The organism is Candidatus Woesearchaeota archaeon, assembly GCA_016188115.1.
Lineage (GTDB): Archaea > Nanobdellota > Nanobdellia > Woesearchaeales > GW2011-AR9 > JACPIK01.
Genome location: JACPIK010000002.1, coordinates 354,632 through 378,728 on the forward strand (window position 1 = coordinate 354,632; position 24,097 = coordinate 378,728).

2 protein-coding genes are annotated in these 24,097 nt (G+C 41.1%); both read right to left on the minus strand.

Annotation, left to right across the window (positions count from 1 at the left end; all coding sequences use genetic code 11):
• Nucleotides 1–110: 110 nt before the first annotated feature.
• The gene (locus HYV86_01965; GenBank protein MBI2572601.1) at nucleotides 111–23,054 is read right to left on the minus strand and encodes a hypothetical protein; all 22,944 of its coding nucleotides are present in this window, start codon (nucleotides 23,052–23,054) and stop codon (nucleotides 111–113) included.
• Complete coding sequence (locus HYV86_01970; GenBank protein MBI2572602.1) at nucleotides 23,054–24,076, minus strand: hypothetical protein; 1,023 nt, start codon at nucleotides 24,074–24,076, stop codon at nucleotides 23,054–23,056. The genes HYV86_01965 and HYV86_01970 overlap by 1 nt, the downstream gene beginning before the upstream one ends.
• Between the last annotated feature and the right edge of the window lie 21 nt (nucleotides 24,077–24,097).

Sequence of the window (24,097 nt, forward strand, 5' to 3'; positions counted from 1 at the left end):
TTATGAATTTATAAACGTATGCCTCTATCCCTCGTGACGCACTAAAAAAACGACATTGTCAAATTAACAAATAAGCAAAATATTGGCAGATCAGTTAACAACAAAACAACCTAATTAGAAGCAACAGCGCCGTCCTCGTCTATCACGCTTCTCAACCCTTCATTGACAAAATCAATATGAATTAGGTTTCGTGAATCTACAGAGATACGTGGATCCTCATCAACAGCCAAAGCTCCATCTTTTGTACGTGTTGAACCGCTACGTTGGTATTCAACTTTAAGTTTATCACTTGGTCGAATTGCCTTCGCAGCCTCAGAACACCAACTTCCATAACAGGAATCCGCTTCATAATAGGTAATTGTAGGTACTGCCTGAATGCCCCCACTTTGCGCGATATTTCTACATGCTTGACCACCCGCACTGTGGCAGGCAATGATAACATTTCCCACCGTAATATCGCTACCCATCAATCCTTTCAACGCCATTAATGAAGCCGTGTGAAGTGAATCCATATTCTCCTCTTGTTTTGTCACACTAGGACTCATCCAATACGCATCATAGCTAAGAAGATTACCATCACGATCTAAACCTCGCCTACCTGCGCTCGTAGGAAACACCAATACAGCATTAGATTTAGAATCAAATAATGCTTTCGCACTTAATTTTAACGAATTGGTATCTTTAATTTTCTCCTCGCCAAGACCATGGAAGAAATACACCACTGTAACTGGCTTAGAAATATCTACATCATCAGGAACGTAATACCCTACTTCTCTTCCTCCATTGGCAGAAACTAATGCAACACTACTCACACCAGGATATGCTAATAATTGCTCATCCATAATCTGCGCCCGTGGAGTTTGCATCAACACAGGATCAAGCACCACAGAATTATCAGTTGAACCTTCAGCAGGAACTGAAATAACTTCTTGTGCAAGCACAATTTTTCTTTCTGATTCACGATCAGACAAAGATTGCTCATTTTCCTTCTCTTCAACCTTACTTTCTACTTTACCTATCTTCACAGCCCCTTTTAATAACCCCGTTCTTCTGACAACCGAGCCAGCAGCACTTGCGCAAGGATTACCTGCTTGACCAGCAATAGCCTGAGATCCAGCAACACTAGGTACATCACAAGGAATCGCAGAATCCAAAACAGAACCTTCAAGATCATTTAATTCTGAGACAACGGGCGGTTCTACTGCATCATCAACACCTCTAAAATGCCAATCTTCTGCCCCTTGGAAAATATCAAGACCAACACCAGTAGTATCAATTTGTGGGGGAAGACTAGGAGTTTTCGTAATCAATCTTCTCAAAAATCCCAATCTGGCATACTCTTCATATCGACCAAACATACCTAGCGCTTCATCAGCCTGTCTCTCCAACGCAATCAGACCGTTATCTTTTGCAAAATCACGAATCATACTCCAATCTTTTTTTGTATCAAACCAATGACTATCTTCTACAATGGGAGAACCATCCATTCCTTCATTCCAAGGCAAAGTAGGCATAACCTCCTCAGGCGTAATCTCTCGACCATGAACCACCACTGGAGTAGGAGTATTAGAACCTTTAACCATATCTTTACCCGCCCCAACTGCATCATCCAACAAACCAGCCCCAGTATCACCCAAATCAACATCACATGGCAAATCACCGGCAAGTCCCGCAATAGCCCCACCAACACAAGGTATCTGACCACGAGCAGAAGAAGGTACACTTAGCTCACTTCCTAAAGTACCTGTTTCACGTTTATAGACAATAATAATCTCACCATCAAGAGCTTTTGTTTTAAAATTATATTTTGGAAGTGTTGAATGTTGCATATCGAGAACATACCCAGACCCACGACGAATTTTAGCAGCAGGAGTTTGCATTAACGCATCAGCTGGCGATGCCGTTGGATTTCTCTTTAAATAATCTAAATACACCTCTTTATTTGTCCGAGCCAATTCAGCTTTAATGTAACTTACGTGAGGACTCGCTTTAAGAGCATCATCATAGAGTCGTCGATTTAATCCTAGACGTTCATAATCTGGATTAACTCCTGCTTCAAGAATAAACAAAGTTGTAGGAGAATTAACATCCGCATCATCTAAATGAGTTATGATAAAATCCTGATAGGCAATAGTTTCTCCCCCTACATTAATCTCTAAAGCAAAAATGTTACCTGTCTTTAAAGTAAGAGATTGTGTTGCTTCAACAGTGTTGCCTGCTTTATTCTTAAAAGTAATCACCTGCGTATTCCCAATAAGAACTTCTCTTTGCACCTTGCCCAGAGATTTTAACTGCTCAACACTCGTAGGAGAAGATAAGATAGATCTCCATTCATCGATAACTTGCTCTGAAGATCCCACATCAAAAAGAATTGGATTTACTCCACTAGCATCACTAACACCACCATCACAAGGAAGATCGACAGCCCCTCCTGTCAATGAACGCACACCAATCGGACAAGGAAGCAGCGAAGCACCATCAAATACATCCACATCCTCTAAAAGAGGTGCATTAGGCATATTATTAAGCACATCAACAGTGCCTTCTTGCCCTGATTGTTTATTCAAAACAGAAACATCTAAATCACTATTCAACTTGTTATTTAAATTACTATTTCCCAAATCCGGCACACCCGGTTTCTCGACACGCGATCGACGCAATAATCCATCCCATGCCCTATCAAAGCCAGATCGTTGCTCTTGTGCTCGATATGCACGTACCTGTTCTAGATGTCTCTCTAAACGTACAGCAAGATCATCATTACCAGCAACACGTGCCTCACCTAATAAATTCTCAACCGCTTTGAGTTCATCTCCACCTGCAGCCTCAACTGCCACAGTATAAGCTTGTTCATTAGTAACTTGGTCTAAACCATTATCCAATGAACCTCCCGACGAAGCGATACCCGCACCGGCACTTGAATCTAATACTTCATCCACTTCATCCAACCCAACCCTAATCTGTGCTTCCAACCTTTGAACATACTTATCATACCCCACAGGTAATGGACAAGCTGCCGCACCAGCAGCTTTACCCGCAACATTAGCAGAACATTTAGCAAATTCAATTGTTCCTAAATCCGTACGACGAAGATTACCTTTAGCAATCTCTCTTTCAACTAATTGATCAAATGTTACAACTTCACCTGTAGAAAGCGTAAGAACATTTCCATTACCTTTCTGTAAGATCATATCATACTCATCTAAATGCTGACGAATAAATTCCTCCCGTGAACCCCGAGCCATTTTATCTAAAATAAATTCAGCCTGTACACGAGTCGTTCCCTCAACATGAACCATATCCTCAATTAAAGCAGTACGACTCTCTGGAGTATAAAGCATATCTGCCCATTGCTCTAAACGAGGACGCACCGCCATTTCCATTCTTCTACGACTATATTCACCAGCAACCATAAAATCTACCGGAGTGGTTCGAATACTCAAGACATCATTAGGAACGACATGCCCCTCTCTATACCCCGCAACATGCATCAAATACCAATGAATAAAATCTGGCTCTTTATCTACCAACAAACCAGTTCTCTCTGATCTACCTACATGAAGAGCAACCTCACTATCAGGAGGATGAACCATCTTCCCTTCCAACGTAAGCATTAACTCTTGATCCGTTCGACGCATCACTAAATTATCAATACCCTCACGAACAAAATCTTTTTTAATCCTCGAGATTTCCTGTGACGAAACAGGTATGTCGCTGCTGCTTAAGCGACGAGAAATCAGCTCATCAAGAGGAACATTCTGTGCTTTCTCATAAATATCAAAAGGTTCGCCAGAAACAGTTTTACCAAAACTAATACTAGGATCAAATGGAGATCGAATCAATTTTTCCCCACCCAATTCTATGAGTTGAGAAGCAAGAACTGGCTCGCCCATATGTTTGCGTAACGTATCAACCAATAATTGATTTTTAGCCCCATCCCACCCATTTAAGTCATCTTCACTTTCTTTAACAACAGGCTTAAGCAAATCCCAATGTGTAGCCCCAGCTTCATCAACTCGTTGTACTACTACTGCTTTAGAACCAAATACTACATTAAACCCATAGCTATCAATATCTTTTGAAACAGAATTAGCACTTGATTGTGTACGTACAATAATAACATCCTGCATTTCACCCGTAGCCTCATTAGCTCTACGCGAAATATACCCTGATTCTCGTAAGCCCTGTACGAATTCAGCAGGTGCATCATGTAACTTATTAACAGCAACACCACGCGGAGCAGTAAAAGGAACAACACCAACCGTTTTTTGTGGGCTCAATTGCGCACTTGGAGTAAGTGGAGAGGTTGTAGCTTTCACTTCTTTAGGAGCTGAAGGTAGCGATGGCAACACAGCAGGCGGTGGAACCTCTTTGTTTACAACATTTGCAGCAGATGCAACAGATGCAAAATCATCTCCCACATCTTGCTCACCTAACATCCAACGAATATCTAATTCATCAGTTAATGTTCGAGCAGTAGAAGGAACCTGATCAGCACTTGCAACATAGCGTGTCAAAGCAGGTTCAAAACCCACATCATTCAAACGAGCCAGTGTTGTATCTAATTCAACAGCATTTCTTGCCAGATCATCTACAGAACCAGCAACAATAACACTACCCCCAATATTATCCGCAAACGTAAAGACACCGCCTTGACCTAGATCATCAAGGTTATTACGAAATGCAGACAGATCATCAACCGTAACATCAAACGCATCGCCAACACACCCAGCCAATCCAGATATTGCACCCGCAGCAATGGCACAGCGACCAGCGGTATCTCTTCGGACAAATCCTTGTTGGTGTGAAATTATTTCTAATGGAGTCTTATCAGAAAATTCTGCTTTTACAAGACCTGAAGAATCAAATACTTTTGCAGTTTGCAATCGTTTAGCAACCCCAGGATGAAGTTGATATACATCCAACTTACCTATCTGCGTAGTAAGCTCTCGTTGAACTTTGTTTAACACTAAATCTGCTGGTCTTGCCGTAGGAAAGATAACCCGAACAGCTTCATCAAGAGGCAATACATCAACATTTCTATTGACACGAGCTTGCACGGCAATTCGGCGCGCCGCATAACGAGCTTGCATTTCTTCATAAGGAACAAAATTGCCACTTGAAATTCCCTTCGTTCCTGATTGACGAAGTTGAAATGAACGAATTGCCGCTTCACGAGCTGGAGCATCACCTACTTTTGTTTTAATAACCCTAATTTGATCTGTTCCAAACCCATTGTTAAACAATACTTTCTCCTGTGCGCCAGCACTATACAAAAATGCCGCTGCTGTTTCTCGATCTACCCCTGCTTTCTCCATCTTCGCTAGCAATTGACCTACTTTTTCTTCAGATTCAAGCGCAACAGAAAGACGACTAGGCGTTCTAACTGCTTTACCTTCAGAAAAAGAATAGATTATGTTCGAACCTTGCACACTCTTCCCGCGTGAAGTCACAAACTGACCATCAGGTGTAACATCTAAATGAGTGGGATAAAGCGCATCTGAACCATCTTGTTTCACATGCAAGAAACCCAACTCTCCTGCATCAACACTTGCTAATCTAATAAACCCAGCATCATCACGAGCAAGACCTAATTGAGCATCCGCAAGCATGGCTCGAGCAATAACATCAGTTGCTTCATCAGCCGCATCCCATCCTTGCTTACGCACAATCTGATGATAACTCACAAGATCCTGTGCAAGAGCAGAAAATTCCTGATCACCCAACGTAAAACCACCAAGATCTTCTAATTGGATATCGACAATAGCGTTTTTAATATTATTCTTATTCAATGGGACGCCAGCAAGCGCAGCATCTATTTGGTTAAATTCATCTAAAGTTAATTTATTCTCTTTAACATAAATTTCTTTCAGCATCTCTTTACGTTCTTTAATCACATCAAGCAACGCTGCTCGCTGTTGACCAAGACCAGTTTTCTTAGGAATATTGGTGAAGTCACGCAAAGGTTCACTAAAAACAATATGCAGATCAGGCTCACCTTCCATACTGATATGACGAATCGTTTTATGAGGAGTAAGAACACCTGCTTCTTCTAAAAGAACAGATGCAGCCGTGTCACGCGCAAAACTATTTGTAAATATTTGATCTTCATGTGCAGCAGGAAGAATTTTTGCTAAATCATTACCGAATTGAACTTTACCAAATACTATTGAAGTAGAACCATCCGGTGTAACTACCTCATAGATTCGCACACGACGTAGATCAAGATGAGAAAGTACTGGATGATCAACACGTAATAATTTTGTTTGTTCAGGCAACTCCCAATACTTCCCCGTAAATAATAATTCTGGTGTATCTAAGATTCGTACTGCCCCCTCAGGAAGATTTAACTGATGCGCATTCTTAGGAATCATTTTCCGAACTGAATCAGACATTGGTTTTACATCAACTACTCTACGCGGGACAATACCTCCTTCAACTTTGATCGCCTTCCCATTCAACGAAACTTTATCTCCCTCAACCAAAAGCGAATATTTTGGAGCAGGCATCGGAGGCGTAACAACAGGTTCAACAGAAGCAAGAGTAGGACGAGATGCTGATGCAGACATTGCCCTAGGCGGCGTACTTACCGGCGCTTTATCCATCTTAAATAATTCTTTTCTTGCTTGTTCTATAGGGTATAAAACCCCATTCTCATCGACAACTGCTTTTCCATTATTCTCAATAAGCAAACGTAAATCAGAACGTAAATTTTTGCTATTGCGTTGTAAATCGAGAACCAGCACTGATGCTTCTTCTTCATTATACACATTATTTTTCATTAAAAGTCGCTTAAGTACCTCTGGTTTCTCATTAGCCAATGTTTTAATTTGATTAAGATGCGTACCAAAGCGTTTTTCAAATTTCACCGCATCAAATGCACCATCAACAGTCACAAAATCTGCTTTTTGAAGAGGAACATAAATTTGATCATTCCCTCCAAAAATTCTTAGTTTTTCATCAAGAGCCCTTTTAACTCTATTTGGAGGAGAATATTTCCAACCTAATTGTGAGCCACTAAATGCATAACCTGCGTCAACAGGAGCTACACGCGCTGTCTCGCCCAAATGTTGTAAACCCCACTCTCGATCAGCAAACCTCGACCACACTGTAAGTGCCGCATGGAAATCAAGACTCTCTTGTAATCGTGCAGCCTCTTCAGGAGGCAATGATCTCATAACTTCATCAAGAGCTGAAAAATCCACTTCTTTACCTACAGAAGTATACCCAGCAATGACACGACTTGCAACCAAATTAACATTTCCCGGTGCTGCTAAATATTCCTCCTCCGCTAAAAAAGTATATCTTCCTAAAGGATCTAACTCTTCCATAAGTTGACGTTCACCGCGATGACGACGAATTAAGTCACTTGCAGCAGATTGACTTAAAACATCATCAGCTGAAATAGCATCAATTTTTCCTGCCTCAGCTTTTACCACCCATTGATCAACATCCTCAAAAGAGTCTCCCTCGACGAGAATAGATCTATCACGACGCATAAGAACGGCGCTATCTAACCCTAACTCATTTGCCGCAGACTCAGGAGCGCTGCTTGCTAATTCTTTCCCTAGAGTTTTAGGGGCAGGAGTTGTACGGCTGCTGCCTAATCTCTCAATCTCACCTGTAAAACCATGCTCTCGCATAAAGTCACGAGTCGTCTCAGACAATCCATCAACATCAATGAATCCCGACTCACCAACTTTTAGATCAGATACTCTAGAAACAATACGAGGCATGCCAAGCGCTTCATCAAATAACGTAACTGTGATCTCAGGTTCAATACAATCAGTAGCTGTACCCATACCTGCAACAGCCGCTACAGCTTTTCCACCAATATTATTAATAATACACCTTCCCTTGAAATGATCACGCAATACTTCAACTAATTCATCATCACTTGCAAAAGGATGTGAACGCGCAACTTCTTTAACCTCATCTTTTAAGAAGAATGCATTACCTTCATTTACACGAACACTAATCCCTCGTTGAGCTTTAATATTCATAAGAGATACTTCATTTCCAGACGCGTGATACTTCCACCCGCTTTTTGTATCTAAAACACCTTTTAAAATCCCATCTTCTATCTCTGATTCAGCTTTGAGGATATCAGGAACAGGATCTCTCTTTAATGGACCTATTCTCCACCAACTTTGACCTCTAGCCTGTTGTTGTGCTAATACTTGATATTTCGCAGCAATCTCTGGCTGACCCATTCTCTGCGCAACAACAGCGATTTGATTAAAAAATTCCCTACGATCAGCAGAATCAACAGGAAGATGTAAATCTACCTCAGTGTACGAAAACTCTCTTCGAGGAACAGGAGTGATTGGAGCAACAGCAGGTGCAGGCACTGGCGTTCTAATAGCTTCTCGCACAGGAGAGACAGAAGCGGGAATTTGCTCAACAACAGCAGGTCTAACAGGAGGAACCAAAGAAAACTCACCCCTATATTTGTAAGGTGTTGGCGTAGCATAGTTAGGATATATCCTTTTCAAATCTGGTAATAATTCCCTTAATTCAGGCATAGCAACATCAGTATTAAATCGATCTACTGCTCTTGCAACACCTTCACGAAGAGAAAATGGAAGTTTTTCTAAGCCAACAATTTCCGTAACTACGCCGGTTAAACCATCATTTCTCAAAATTAACTCATAATTACCTTTTAAAATAGGATCCAGTGGATTTTTCTGACCAGTATGAAATCCCGCTATTTCACCACGTGGAGTAACATACATAGCTGTTCCGGCGGAATTACCACCCGCATTACCACCTATTGATTCTGTTTGCATCACCTTCTTATATTGAGTATTGATAACTTGAAAGTTAGATTCAATTAATGAAGAGGAGACACCACTTGATCCACCTAGGAAACTAGGATCAACATCTTCACTCACCCACACATGTTCTTCTAATCTATCTTTACTTAAGTAAACTATTCCTGGACTTCCAGTTCCATCATCCGCTAAATACAAAGCAACTTTTGTTTCATCCTGACCAATATACCTTCCATCATAGACATTACCACTCTTTGACTGTAATTTAATCCTCGTTCCCGCTTCCGGAACAGTTCCATCAGCGCGTGCAACCCGTTTAAGACAAGGTCCACCACCAGCCATTCCAGTCCCCGTTGGCACAACAGGAAGCTCACAAGGAGGTTGAGTAAACTCATCTGTAGCGAGAACAGGACGAGACGGTGCCAGCTCCTCGGGAATTTCTCGAATTCCAGTGATAGGAATCTTTTCCCTTTCACGCTGCAATGCACGCAACCGAGCATACTCATTAAGTGTTTCATCAAGACCATCACGAACACCCAGCGGAACATTCTCAACAGAGACATATGGAGAACCTAACAATTTGGTTGTATCTAAAACTTCCTCAGAATCATACATATAACGCCCATCAGCTAACTCATGAACAGCTACTTGATATCGCCCACTTGGATCATATAATCCATTTTCATTAACGCGAAGATAAAACGATTCACGATCAGCAATGCTAGATCGAGTAGGATTCGTTATTCTAAATCGTTCAGGTGCAGAAACATCATAATACTGAGCAAGACGTTGCGCATTCGCTTTTCCTATGGAACTTGCATCAACAACTCCCTCAACTTGAACTGGTGGTGCTACATAACTCCGCACATACGCTTCATGAGTAATAGAACCTAATTGAGAAGGTTGAATCTGATTATCCGCAAAACCAACGCCTTCATGTACATTAATAATTTCAGATTGAGGTTCGACCGTTACACGAACATACTGTTTATTTTTAGGTACAACTCGTGACATTTCTATAACTTGTCCTTCTGAATTAACAACCAAATACTGTTCCATGATTCCTTGAGATTGCGCATCAGCAATTAACTGATCCATTACGATTTTATTCGTTTCACGACGAGCAGCTACAATGTCAGCAGGAGAAAATACGGGTGTACCGGTTTCAACACCAATCCGATTTCCCCCAATACGCATAATTCCTTGTTGCTGTGTGGCAGCAGGAATAGACTTCCCAGCCGAGTCCTTAACTACACCCCTACCTTCAACTATTTCACCACCTTGAGCTTGAACTTGACCAACAACTTCCGCAGACTCATCAGGCAAAGAAATCTCAGTTGGAGTAGGAACTGCATGCAATGCTTCACCCTGACGAGGGATTTCTAAATCATCTAAAAGCGTACTTGGCTGGACTTTAGGAATCTCCTCAAAAGACCCAATAGTTCGTTCACTCGTGGAAATAAATTGATTATATTTTGCGACTGCATCGCGCGGTGTAACAAATTCTACATTAAGATGTCTCTTCAATGCATCCTCCACTTCTCGAGGAATTGCTAAACGAGTAGCATGGGGATCAGCGCTAACAATGAATAACGTCCTGCCATCACGGCTTACGACAAATTCCGCTTGAGAAGCTTTTGACATCGTCGATCGTCGACTTTGCGCAACTCTTTCCAATGCGCTGGTTACTCGCGTTGCTTCAGCAACACTTAACATTTTAACACAAGGTACAGGCGCAACAGGACTAGTCGCAAAAGCATCACCTGCTAAAGCAGAATCAACACCACCCACAATACAAGGTGCCATTTCAGGAGCCTGAACATCAAGAGCAGATGAAACAACTTCATCAACTTCAACTTCACTAACTTCTGATCCATCTATCTTGGGAGAAACAACGGCTACAGCATCACTCTCTGGCACAGGCACAATTTCTATCTCTTCTGGAAGACCAAGAATTGTATCTACATTCTTCGAATTAACAAACCTACTTGAAGAATCAAACTCGCCATTCTCAATAAGAGAAAATGAAACACCCTGATCCGTAAATGCTTTTTCTAAATCCTCTAAAGCTTTCTGCTGCTGTACTGTTTTTGCTTGCGAAGATGGTGAAATGAATACTTTTACATTTCTAGAATCAGTATTCAAAATATCAGGTATATCCTCATAAATGGTCACTCTCGTACCACGCGCTGCAAATACCCCCTCTGCATTTTGAATCGCATTTCGAAGAGGCTGTAAAGAAAATGATTCGCCATATACTTGTGAAACAGGTCTCTGCTGCCCTAATCCAAACCGTTGTTTAAATCTATTCCATCCTTTATTATACGCATCGAGCACAGTAATATCTTGTTCATAGCGTGCTGCAAGTTTATCTTTGCCTGCAGCTTTAGCTTGATCACGTAAACGAACCATTAAACTACGCTGCTCAGCCACAGACTCCTCAGCAAGACCCAACTCTTTGATGAAATTCTTGGAAGTAAGTGGATTTGTAACCACATCCAGAAGCTCATCTTTATCAGCAATAGCAAATCCTTGTTTCTCAAAAAGACTTTGTAAACGACCTAGCCCTTCAAAGTCAGCATTATATGCAGCTCGTTCTGCAGCATCCCAACTCTGAGAAGGTTTGAAACCGATGTTTACAACTTTTTTACCATCTTTATCAACAGTATAACTAATTTGAACTTTATCCTTCAAACCTGAAAATTTGGTTAATAGCTTCTCCATTTCTTTCTGATCTGTATACGACACTGCAGGTGTATCCAAAACAAGCAAATCAATATCACTACGTTCAACCGGAACACTCAAAGTAGCTGCATCTGCCCCTTTAGAACCAGTGTTAGGATCAGCAAGATTAACAATAATATTCTCCTTATCAGAACCAGAAATACTACCTTCAATTACCTTACCATCTTTCATTCGAATTTGAACTTTCTTACCCACTGGGAAAGTTGACGGAAGAGAGTCTATAGTATAGACTTTACCACGATTAGCTTTTAGCTGATCTTGAGCACCCTGAACAGACGCAGCAGGTACAGAATCAACTACACTACCCGCTTCAATTCTACTCTCTGACCTACCAGCAACAGTATCACCTAAAGATTCAAATTCAGATACATCAATATCCAGTTCATTATCAGCAAGACGATCTACACGATCTAAATCAGCAGTATCCGAAATATCAGTTCGCACCACAAGAATTCGTTCTTTACCAACATCTCTCGCATTCACATCAATTCGTAATAGAACCCTTTCCTCCGCTTTCGTTAGCTCGCGAGAAGGTAACCCTATCTTAATTCTAGACCCTTCTTCAGAGATACTAAATCCTTGACGTTCTAGATTTACAATGTCAGAATTTAAAACCTCTTCACTGTCTACAAATTGAAATTCATAATCTAACTTTCTACCCACAGCTTCCAATGCCGATTCATACTCTTTTATCGCTGTTTCAATTGCTTTACTACGCATTTCTACTGCCACATTAGGAAAAATATACACTCCATTAACTGTATTATAATCAACAACATTGACTCCCAAACCATCTAAAACGGCTGCCCGTTGCACAACCATTCTTTCCAATGAATCCGCTTCAAGAGATGGTGACGATACTGGAGATGCAGATTCAGCTTTAATAGAAGAAGGACGCGCTTTTACCGTACCCGTTGTAACAGGTTGAGAAGTTTCTGGTGTAACTAATCGGTTTGATGGTGTTCTTTTTGATACCAGTACTTCTTTTCCAATAGATCTACTATTAGCATTCAAGCGAGTAACAAGCCAATCTAAATCATCTGTTTGATCTGCACTTGCTATCTCTGAAAGATCTACAAACACATTTTTATCTTGAACTCTAACTATAACTCCGCGTTCACGTAACGCAATAATATCATGATTGAATAATCGTTCTGAACTATCACCCACGATTTCAAACTCAGAAGTATCACCTAATTTTTCTAACGCCGTATTGTGTTCTTTAACCAAATCACGCAAGTCAGGATTATCATCAGCAAGACGATACACTCGACGACCAGTTTGAGGATCAATTTCCAGTACAATACCTACACGATCTAACTCATGAGAAACCTCACTCAAAGTTTTCGCTGAAAATTCCCGAAGAGGATATTGAGCTGGAACGGAAATTATTTTTTTATCTACCAGCTGACCATTCATATGTACCCTTTCAATTATCCTCGTGATTTGAGAGGTAGGATCTTTAGGTGAAACGACAACAATAGATCCTGAATTAATTTCCGAAGGGACACCAAATTGTGCTAATGTATCTAAATCATCTTCTAATTGTTGTTGAGCTAGATGTTGTTGAATTTGACGTTTTAATGGTTCGTCCATTGCAAAATCTACACCAATATCATAATCACCTGCATCAACAGTGCTATCTATTATCTCAAAACCAGTTCCTTCCCCTTGACTGTCAAGATATCGTTGATGCCGATCTATTAGCATTCTTGTTTCAGGCGTAGGGATACCCTCAACAACATAAATGCGCTTTCCAGAACTATCAATTAAGACTTGAACCCCTGCCCGTTCAAGAACATCAATATGTGAAGAGCCCACAGACGCGCTTTGAATCACCGATGCAAGTTCAAGATTTTCCACTTCAACTTGTTGTAATGCTGCTGGAGAACTAACTTCACTTAATCGAACACGACGCGTATCTCCAAAACGGTCAACACGAGATGGTGTCTTTCGTACAATGATTGGATTTCGATCAGTCGCAAACGCGGACTCTTTAACATTACTAAGCAATATCTCCAAATCATCGATATTTGAATCAATAGGCACCTCTACATATACGGCGCCAGGAGTCATCCAAGTTTTTACATTTACATCCTGTGTTAACGTGTGAATAGCATCTTCTAATGAAGCTTGCGCGTTGTCAAAAGAATCTTTATCAACATCTAATACTACGTCAGCATCGCTAATCTCTATCTCTGCATCAACATCATCTACATTTAAAATATCATCCTGAGACAAAATTTCTTCTGGTGAATCTACTTTAGCATTAACAACAGCAATCTCCTGCGTGTCTCGCTGTCCTCTTCCCACAGAAACGACTAAATCATCTAGTGCCTCACCAGTCACCTCCTCATACCGCGCCCGTGCAATTTCATGATTGAATTTAACATACTTAGCATTCATCTCTTTACTTTTACTAATGATGGCTTGAGCTAATTCAGGAGTAACACCCTCTATTCCTACAAGTCCTTCGGGTGAAACCGAAAGCAAACTCTCATGATCGTAAGTACTCAATATTTGTCCTAATGTGTCATCATTCATTCCCTCAATAGAACGCAGCTCTTCTGTGATGAATTGTTTCTCAACAGCAGCTTTACGTTCGCCAAAGCGACGGATTATTTGATCTTCATCAGCCGGATTATTACGTAAAAGTGCCCGTGTCTCTCGCGTCTCCTCAACCAAATTCTCAAGTTTACCTAAAGAAAGATGACCGTATTCCTGGTACATCGCCCCCTGTGTTGTCGAAAGAGATTTATACGAATTCATCGCATCGTCAACAACCTGACTGCGCCATGCATCAATCATCGCAGTATCAGCAGAACCAAATACTTCTTCTACGGATTTACTTCCTTTATAGATATCATGTGCTTTAACAAAATTAAGATATTGGGTTTCCGAGAGAAAGCCATCTCTAAACGCCCTCAAAGCAACTAATTTAACATGTTCATAATTATCAATTGCATCTGTAGAAAGAGTACCAACCGCACTATTTAACATCTTATTATAAGTAGGATGAGACAACAAGGTAGCTTGTGTAGATCGCGTTGCATGTTTTGCTAACTTACGGACATTACCTGCATCTTTATACTTATTTAATTTTATTAACTGCTCAAGTTGCAATGCGCCAGCCTCGAAAAGTGGAATATCTCCTCTTTTAAGCATAGATTGAACTACCCAACTCGGTACACCCAAGATAAATTCATCATTAAGAAGACTATTTGCATCAACACGATTACTCGCGCGAGCCACATCTTCTGCTTGAGAAGAAACACGTTCTGCAGACATTGGAAGAAGTTCAATTTCAACTTCCTGTGTTCGCAAGGTTGTTTCTAAACGGGATTTTAATTCAGGAAATACTTTTGCTTGCAGAGAATCAGGCATGATAATATTCATATCAGCATCACTCGCAAAATTAGGGGTACCAATACGTTCAAATTGAATATTCTGCTTCATATATTCAGCCAAGAGTGCATTATCAGATAGACTCGAATCAACACCCCGTCGAGTCGCAGCAAAATATTTGAATTCAGGAGTTTGCGCAATTGTTCCTCGAATCGATGCGTCACGAAAAATGATATCTTCCAATGTTTGCTTTGTGGCCGCTATACGAAGTTCATCCAAATGCTCAGCAGTTTGTTCATTAATAACTCCTCTAGCATATTTCTCTTGCATACCTGATTCAAAAAGATCATTAATTAATTCCGTCTTACGTAATTTTGCTTGCGTAATACGCGCTTCATTTGCAAGAATACGAAGTGTATTGTCTGTGGAGTCAACATTACGTAAAGAATTGATTGTACTTACAGCATTAGCAATAGCATCATCATATTCTTCTAACTTAGCCACGAACGTGTCGTAACTCTTGGCAAACTCTTCTAATGATTCTGCTTTTGCCATCCCCTGCACAGCTTCACGAGCAACAGAATCCTGAGGGAATGTTAATCGCCGCCAATCATCAATATTCACTGTTGGCACAAATTGAACTATCTGAGCTTGACCATTATCCAGCGAAGTCAAAATTTGATCTAATGAAGCCGGTGCTTTTCCCGTGGTTGCTCGTATCCCCGCATTATATTCAGCAATTTCACCATTGAACACAAGCCATTCGTTAGACGCATGAACTTCGTTCTCAATCGGTACAGATCGAGCTAATTTACCATCAATAATTTTACCCGGAGCCGTCGCAATAACACGACCTTCATTATCTAGTACACCACTTATCACCCGTTTTCCTTCAAAACTATCTAATCGCGTAAGTGGCATTAAATTACCATTCTCATCTAACACGAAATGGGCAACTCGCCCTTCAAACCCCGCCAGTGGTGCAGGATCTACATCATGTCGAGCAGCCTCAAGAACAACATTTCGATCTAACGATCCTTTATAGACAAAATCAGCAGACGCACCATCAGTAGTCACCGTAGTTGGAAAATCTAATTGTGGCATCTCTTGAGTAATTACTTCATCTACTATTGCTCCATCTACTTGATCAGCTTGATTTAAAGTAGGACTGACAATATCGGATTCTACAGATCCACCATTAATAGATCCAACATCATCAACTCCTTCTCTTTGAGCATTTTGAGCAACAATCTCATCAAATGAACGTCTAGCCTTAGGCACACCTCCACCAACAAGACTTTGATCAACCACTGTGTCTAAATCCCTTGGAGGCAACAACACATTTGAAGTAGCAGAAGGTACACCTGCCGCATGTGCAACGCTTTGAGCTAATTCAGAAGTGAACGAATCAGTTGATGGAGGTAATACCACTGAATCTCTCAAAGCAGACACTGAAACTGTTTCTACATTTCCTGGTTGCGCGACCCGTAATCTTGCAGCAACATGTGCCCCAAGATTTCTGCCATTATCAATACTTCCAGCAATGCCACCAGCTTGAACAGAGGAAACTGATTCAAGCAATACTTCTATCGCACTACAACCGCAACCAACACTGTCAGTACCTGCATCTGCAACATCCCCCACAGCTGCGCCAACACGTGCACCGCCAGGACCGCAAATACCTTCTTGAAGTCGGGCAATACGTTCACGAGAAGATGTTGGTAAATCAGGAATTAATCCTTGGACTTGTTCATGAAGTTGAGCAGAAGAAACTTCAGGATTAGTAATTCTTGTAACTATTAATGATCTGCTGCCATCAGGATTAACTCGACGTTCCAGAATAGCTACATGATCTTTACGAGCTAAAACCAGAGGTGTATTTTCGACAAACTCACCAACATCACCACGAGCAACACTCTCAATAACTGCATGCAGCCCTTCATCAGAAGACGCAACAGGTTTTAACTCTTCTCGAATAATTGCAGCAGCAACGTCGGGTTCACCTGCATCTAACGCTGCCTGCGCAACTGCTAATTGAGCTGTATCAGGCACTTCACCCACAGCTGTGACTGCATCTACAACTTCAGAGGGAGTAGGAAGTGAATCAACAAGATCAGTCTGAGCGCCAAGACGAACCGGATCATTGCGTGCAACAGCTTCAAGAACCTGCCTCTCTGCTGCTTGCGAAGCTACTGCAACAGAATCGCTGGCAATACCCTCATGTTGACGAGCTAAATCATCCATCACCCCTTGAGCTTGTTCAAGTGAAGTTGCACCAGTCCGATCAAATTCCGTTAATGTTTCTAGAGCATGACCCAGTGCAAGATCATCTACCCTACTAACCAAACCATCAACAGGAACACTACCCCCCATATCAATAAGAACATTTCCAAAATCATCAACTCGATGAACATTCAAAGGAGAATTCGTCTTGAGATTATCCGTAATACGTGATGCCAATGCTAACGCCTGTTCCTGCTGTTCAGATTTAATTTGAGAAAAGCGAAAGCGAACGATATCTTTACCTTCACTCTGTATAGTATGGACTTGACCTCCAAGTCGTTCTAATTCTTGAATATCAGAAACAAGATCATTATATTCTTCTGCTTCAACCGCTTCAGCTATCGTTTCTTCCACACGTGCAATAGTATCAGCCGCTGTAGAATCAGTGCCGGTACGTGCCACGCCTCCGCCAACTAATCGTTCCAGACGTCCACCAGACGTAAATAAACCTGAAAGTTTATACTCCTCATTTGCTTTTGTAAAAGAACGAGCCGCAGCCAACGCCTCTGCAGAAGTAGGGTTAGCTTTTGCCTGTGCCACCAATGCTTTTGCATTAATTGAACGTGCCTCTGCCGCTGATCGTTCCCCGGTAATCAAATGCTCTTTAAGCAGTAATCCTGCATTTTCACTCATCGCACTAAATACTTCCCCTAAATCACGTAGTTTCTGTTCAGTAGCACGTATTTGAGGCAGTAATGTCTCAACATTACCCACCTTAGCATCAAGAACTGCTTGTTGTTGTAATAACCTCTGCCGCTGTTGCGCAAGTGCAGTAAGTTGATCATTATGAGTTTTATAGACCTTTTCAACACGATCCAAATGAGCTTGAGCTTTCTCAACTTTTTGAGCATCACCAGATGCTCGAGCTGCTTGAAGATTATCTTGTGCTCTCTCTACTGCTGCAACATTACTTTGACGAAGAGTTTTAGTATACGCTTGCTCTGCTCGAGCTAAATCAGCTTCAATTTCTGCAAAATCAGCAGCATGAGCAGAACTCGAACGAGCCTGAGATAATGCTGCTTGCGCAACATCTAATTCCGCTTTTGCGGCAGTCTGCGCATTTTTAATAATTGTCGCAGTATCACCAAAGCGAGTATTAAATGCGTTATTCACAATACTAAATGGTTTTGTGATAGGTTGAACAATTGCTTTACCTACTCTAAAAGTAGTAGACACAACACTCCCTGTGCCTCGAACCACTGCGCCAGTACCTGCAACAATACGATTACCTATTGCAGTTGCTTCCAGAGAATCTAATCCTAACCGCGCTGCACTCGCAACTTTCCCTGCCGTACTTGCAATCTTAATACCTGCATTTGTTCCTTTAGCAGCTTCGAAAAGTAATTGCCCACCTTTAGCTATAGTGCCAATAGGGACAAAATTATCTAACGAAGCTGATTGAATAGCAATATCACCATATTTTTCTAAGAAACCTACTGAAACAACACCAATTGTTTGTTCTAAATTATTTTGTGCTGTTCGACCATATTTGCCAACCTCTGCTCCCCGAAATTCCCAATTAAAGTCAGTAATTTTATCTTCAACAGTAACCATCTTCCCGCCGTTGCCATTTGCTTCATCTCTAATTTCTGCCCAGCGAGCTTTCCCTTTTATCTCAGGTGATGCCTGCTCACCCAACATCGTTGCTTTTAATTCATCCCACCCATAATCTAACGCTAAAGATTCACGTTGTTGACCACGAATTTTCGTGGGAGAAGGACAAGGCACATCACCAATAGCAGCACCTACAAGAGCTGAGGAAGAACAAGAACCAGATGCAGCAACTAAATCACCCTGAGAAGACGGACTATGTGTTTTCTCTGGTTTAAAATCAGCATCATATCTCTCAACTTTTTCAATAACATCTTTCAAAGTTGCTTCACCGCGCGCAACTTTATCCCGCATGGATTTCAATATTGCATGACGCCCATTAATTGCGCCAAATCGAGATTGCAAACTATCAAAAGCATCAGCATTCTCTGCATCTACTTGAGCTGTTAATTCCGTATCATAACTAAATAAATCTGTTTTAAAAGAAGCAGAATCACCAGAAGTAACTCCAGCAACATCACTTGCAATTAAACCAGCTTGTGCCACTTTGGAACCCCAATATGAACCAAACATATCAGCATAATTGAGCAGACCTTTACCTCCTCCATACTCCCACGACCAACCCTCTTTATCAACTCGCATTCGTTCTACATTTTTGCGGTGTTCAGCTACTTTTGTTACATCCTGCCCTGAAATTCCAATAATTCCATCTAATACCATCAATTCTAAATCTTTCTGATTCTGCTGACCTGAAAATCTTGCCGCAATTGCGCCTGCTCGACGTACTAATTCTATTCTTGTATCTTTGTCATTTTTTCCCTGCGCAATACTCTCTGGCATTGTAGGAAAAATAGGAGCAGGAGGAAGTTCAACAACAGCCCGTCCTGATTGCGCTCGATCTAAATAGTCTTCATACGCATCTCGTTTTTCGTCATTCTCTGGATCATCTTGATATGTTTGAATAATTTGCTGATCTTCATCATACAATTTTTTCTGTTCATCATATAACGTACGCAGCTCATCATATTGAGCCATCTCTGCTTGTGTCGTAGGATCACTCAAGACATCTTGATACCGCTGTGCCTGATCAGATAAATCCACAGATCCTATTTCTGCTTCACGATAAACATAACTCTCTGTGAGTAATGCTGATGCGCGTAGAGGATCAAGAGGCATAACATTATTTTGTAGAATTTCTCGTTCGAGATAATTCATCCCAGCAAGATGTGCTATATCTGCTGCACGAATGTAATCCTCACCCTCTACTGCCGTTTGAACAATCGAACGAATTTGCGCTTTATCCGCTTTAATATTTGCAACCAATGCACTCTCCTGCTGTTGCAACACTGCCAATTTTTTCTCTAAACTCTCAATTTGTATATCTTTTATTTCACCCGGATCAATATCCAGATTTCGACTGCTTCCTCTCCTACTACGATCAGGAGCAGCTCGTACTTGAGTTAATCTCTGTTGTAATACTGCTTTTTCTTCTGCTAAAGCGTCTGCTTTAGCCTGATCCTCCACAGCAAATTCACGTAATGCTCGTGCAGCAGACTCAGGAGTGCCTTCATTAACTAAATCAGCTTCAATTAACCCTCGTGAATCTGCATTTTCTTCAAGCTGCCCAATCGGATCTTGAGCTAATTGTTGCTCTTGCAGTTGTTGTTGCTCTACACGTTTCTTCTCTGCAGCAATTGCGCGTTGTTGAGCTGCCCGAGCCTCTATTTGTCGCTGAGCAGCAACTAATGGTTTTAACCGTTTATTATTATCTTTGATCACCGTAGGGACTATCCCTGCTGTTGCATCATTACAAGAAACACCTGTTGCCAAACCAAACAACGCAGCGGCTTTCCCTGCAACCGCACTACTACCCTGACATTCTAAACCAATACCGGCAGTTAACATTTCATTCGCTGCTTTACGATAATTAATTTCCGCAGAAATTTGATCATACACAAATCGTCCACCCTTCCCAAGTAAATCAAAACAAGCTTGATTAACACAACTACCATCTTCAGCAAGATCAACACCTGGATACTTTCTTTCTATACTAACTACTTGTTTCTCTGCTTTATCCTGAAATTTTTTGAACCTATCTTCTTTTGCAAGTAGCCGATCAATATAATCTTGATTGCCCACCTCTGTAACATCAATGCCCGTCTTTTCAAGTAAATATTTTCGCAATGCGGGATCGTCTTTTATGTTAACTCCACTTAATTCAGAAATTTTATTTTCAGCAAGCAAATCCAAAAACTTCTGCGCTTCTGCCTGATTTTCAGGAGTTGTAGCTATAACTTTACCCCCTAATTTTTCAGCTAATGCGTAACTAGTCTGAGATTTTTCAACAGTTGCATCTGCTCTATGTACTTCTGAAAATACTGCCACTGCAGCTTGATCAACAACTGGAACCATTGCAACAATTTGATTACTTCCCAGTGCATCTTTACCCGTCTGCATCGTCACACCGCGATACAGCCCAACAGCACGAGTAAGTGTTCCATCCATACGTGCTTGAGCAAGATCAGCAACAGACGCAACATCCTCAGTAAGAGAAAATGAACCATCTTCTTTTACTGTATAATGAAAAGACGTAGTGATCTCCTTACCAACACCAGTCGCAACTTTTTTACCAATGGTTATTGCCTCTTGCCCTTTGGCACAATCTTTACAATCTACTTGAATAAAATCAGGAAGATGCTGATTTGGCGGCGCATCTTCACTACCTTGACTCTGACGTGAAAGAGATAGAGTAGCTCCCTCTTGGAGTAGATCCATACCACCCCGTACCACTATTTCTCCCGTAAGATCCTGTTTAACCGAACCGTATTGACCTTCACTAAATTGCGATTGTCCTCGAACAAAAACTTGCTGTTCAACAGGGTTAACCAGTAAATCAAATTCAGCATCAGCAACACCTACTTGTGAGCTTTTTCCTGCAAAAAAAGGTTTACTAGATTCCAAAGTAGGAGTACGACCAACAAACGAACCTGCGCCAGAATAAAATCCCACTTTAACTGGACCTTTTGCGGTGACTACCACACCAGGATTATCAGTTTGTTTGATGAATACTTCAGCATTTCCCCCTAAATTATTTACAGGAGGTACTATTTTTTGCGCCTGTTCACGCATGCGTTCCCGTACACCCTCACCAGATTGACCTTGCTGTGGTTCTTGAGGTTTGAATTTTGATCGATCAGAATAAGCATCAAGATGTATTGTCACTTTAGTTGGTGGTCGTCCCAAAATTGTTTGTCCGCTTGACACAACTCCAACATTATTTCCCTCACTATCTACTGCACCGCGATAAATCACCACAGAACGAGATCCATGAGATGATTTTGGCTCAGTGAGACTTGCATCCAAATCCCAAGTTTCAACAATTTTTTTTGTAGAATCATATCGTGCAGCACCATCCACAAACAAATCGGGTGTTGCTAATTCTCCATTCGTGATCGAAAATGAACCATCTTTATTGATAACTAAAGAACCTTTACGATTCTCAAAATCATAGCTTCCAGCTGTCGTAGTAATAAGCCCAGATGCATCTCCTTCAACATGTACAGAACCATCCGTACCTATTTTAACATCAACTTGTAATGTTCCTTCTGGTTTGATAGTAATAGGAGTTGTAACTAACACCCCCGATGAACCCACAGCTCTAGTCACAGTTCCAATGCTAAACTCTCCTTTCTGGGAATTATATTGTAAAGAAGAACCACTTTTCCCTTCATCCTGCACACAACTCTTTGTTATCGTCTCAATACAAAATCCGCCAGGCTGCGTCGTAATAGATTTAACAGTTTTATCTCCGCTAAATTGAGCAAGCGTAATCATCAACCCATCATGAGTCAATGTTCCACCAACAGAATCATATTGCAATGCACCCACCGCATTAAATACATACTCTGCATCCCATTTCCCTTTGAAATATTTCTGCGCAGTTGCTGTATCAGCATTAATCCGAGATGCATCAGCCCCATAATACTTATCCCCAATAGAAACAGCATCGCTATTAGATGTAAAATCGGCTTTCGAAAGATAATTTTGCGCAATGGTAGAATCCTTATCATCAAATGACGTTTTTCCAGAAAGATAATTTTGCGCATTGTCAGCAAAAGCAGGATTAGTAGGATTACTAAAAAGCCACTGCTGTTGATCTGCAGGACTCATGTCAGAAAAATCTTGACCAGATGATACAACACCATCACCAAGCTGCCCACTAGAACCAGAATCGCCACCAACTTCACAGGGTTCATCACTCCCATCTGGGCAAGGACCTGCTGATACAGCAAGAGCTAACAATACTAAGAACACCAATACTAGTACAACCATCGCATCTGTTTTCCGATTTTTCACTATTCTATCACATGAAATGTTATTGTCACGCTGTCTTCCAACCCTTGACTATCTCGTACCGCAATAGTACTTGATATATCTCCAAGTCCGCTCCCGCTAAATCGAACTACCCCTTCGTTATCTACAGTAACCAGAGGATTACTCGAACTAAATTCCATAACATTCTCCTCTCGATCCTCAACCGTAAGACTATACACTACCTTGCTTCCGGCTCGAACGACAATATCCGCAACAGGAGACAAAACAGGTGCCGTATTAATTGGAGGCATATCCACTGCAAACATCAATGTAAATGGTGCACCATCAATAACAGATTTATCATCAACAATCGAATACACAAATGTCGTGCCATCATAAGGTAATGTTGATATAAAAAAATCAGAACTCGATGCACTATAAATCTGCGCAGCATTCTTTTCCACCTGTGCAATCAATCTTTCCATTTCATCCATAACCCTGCTTACACGTAAAGGAAGTCGAACCTCGAAAGTATCTAAATCCAGTTGTTCTTCACCTAATTCCACTCGTAGTTCATAATCTAATGTCACCAAAACAACATCAGCTTGGAGAGAAGTGCTTACCTGTAATTCACTTTGCGGCTCAACATGTATCTTCTGCTTTTCAAATACTGCAAAATCATTCAAACATAAAGGCAATTCTTCTTCAACATATCGATTAAGCTGCTCTTCAAAAAGATCAAGAGTGATATAGCGTTCGCCACCCAAATATCCATAATTAACAAACTCTTTCTCCGTTGTTAAAAGATGGTTCAATCCTTCTGAATAAATCACCCCACCTTGCACGCCAGCAAGATACACACCAGGTGTTGCTACATCTCGCAGACATTTCTCAATAAAAGGCACGATTGGCGAGGCAACTTTAGATGAAAGCGCAATTTCGCCATCGCCTGCCCCCACTTCTTGTTTAACGGAGGAAGATGTAAGGAAATAAACCGTAGCTATAAGTACTAATAGGACTATACCTACAATTATAAAAATCGTAACTTGTCCTCTTTTTAACATCAGTAGAGATGACTGATTTGG

What these genes read in the sequence shown, in the direction of transcription:
- HYV86_01970 (MBI2572602.1), bottom strand. Translation starts at nt 24,076, where the DNA reads ATGTTAAAAAGAGGACAAGTTACGATTTTTATAATTGTAGGTATAGTC.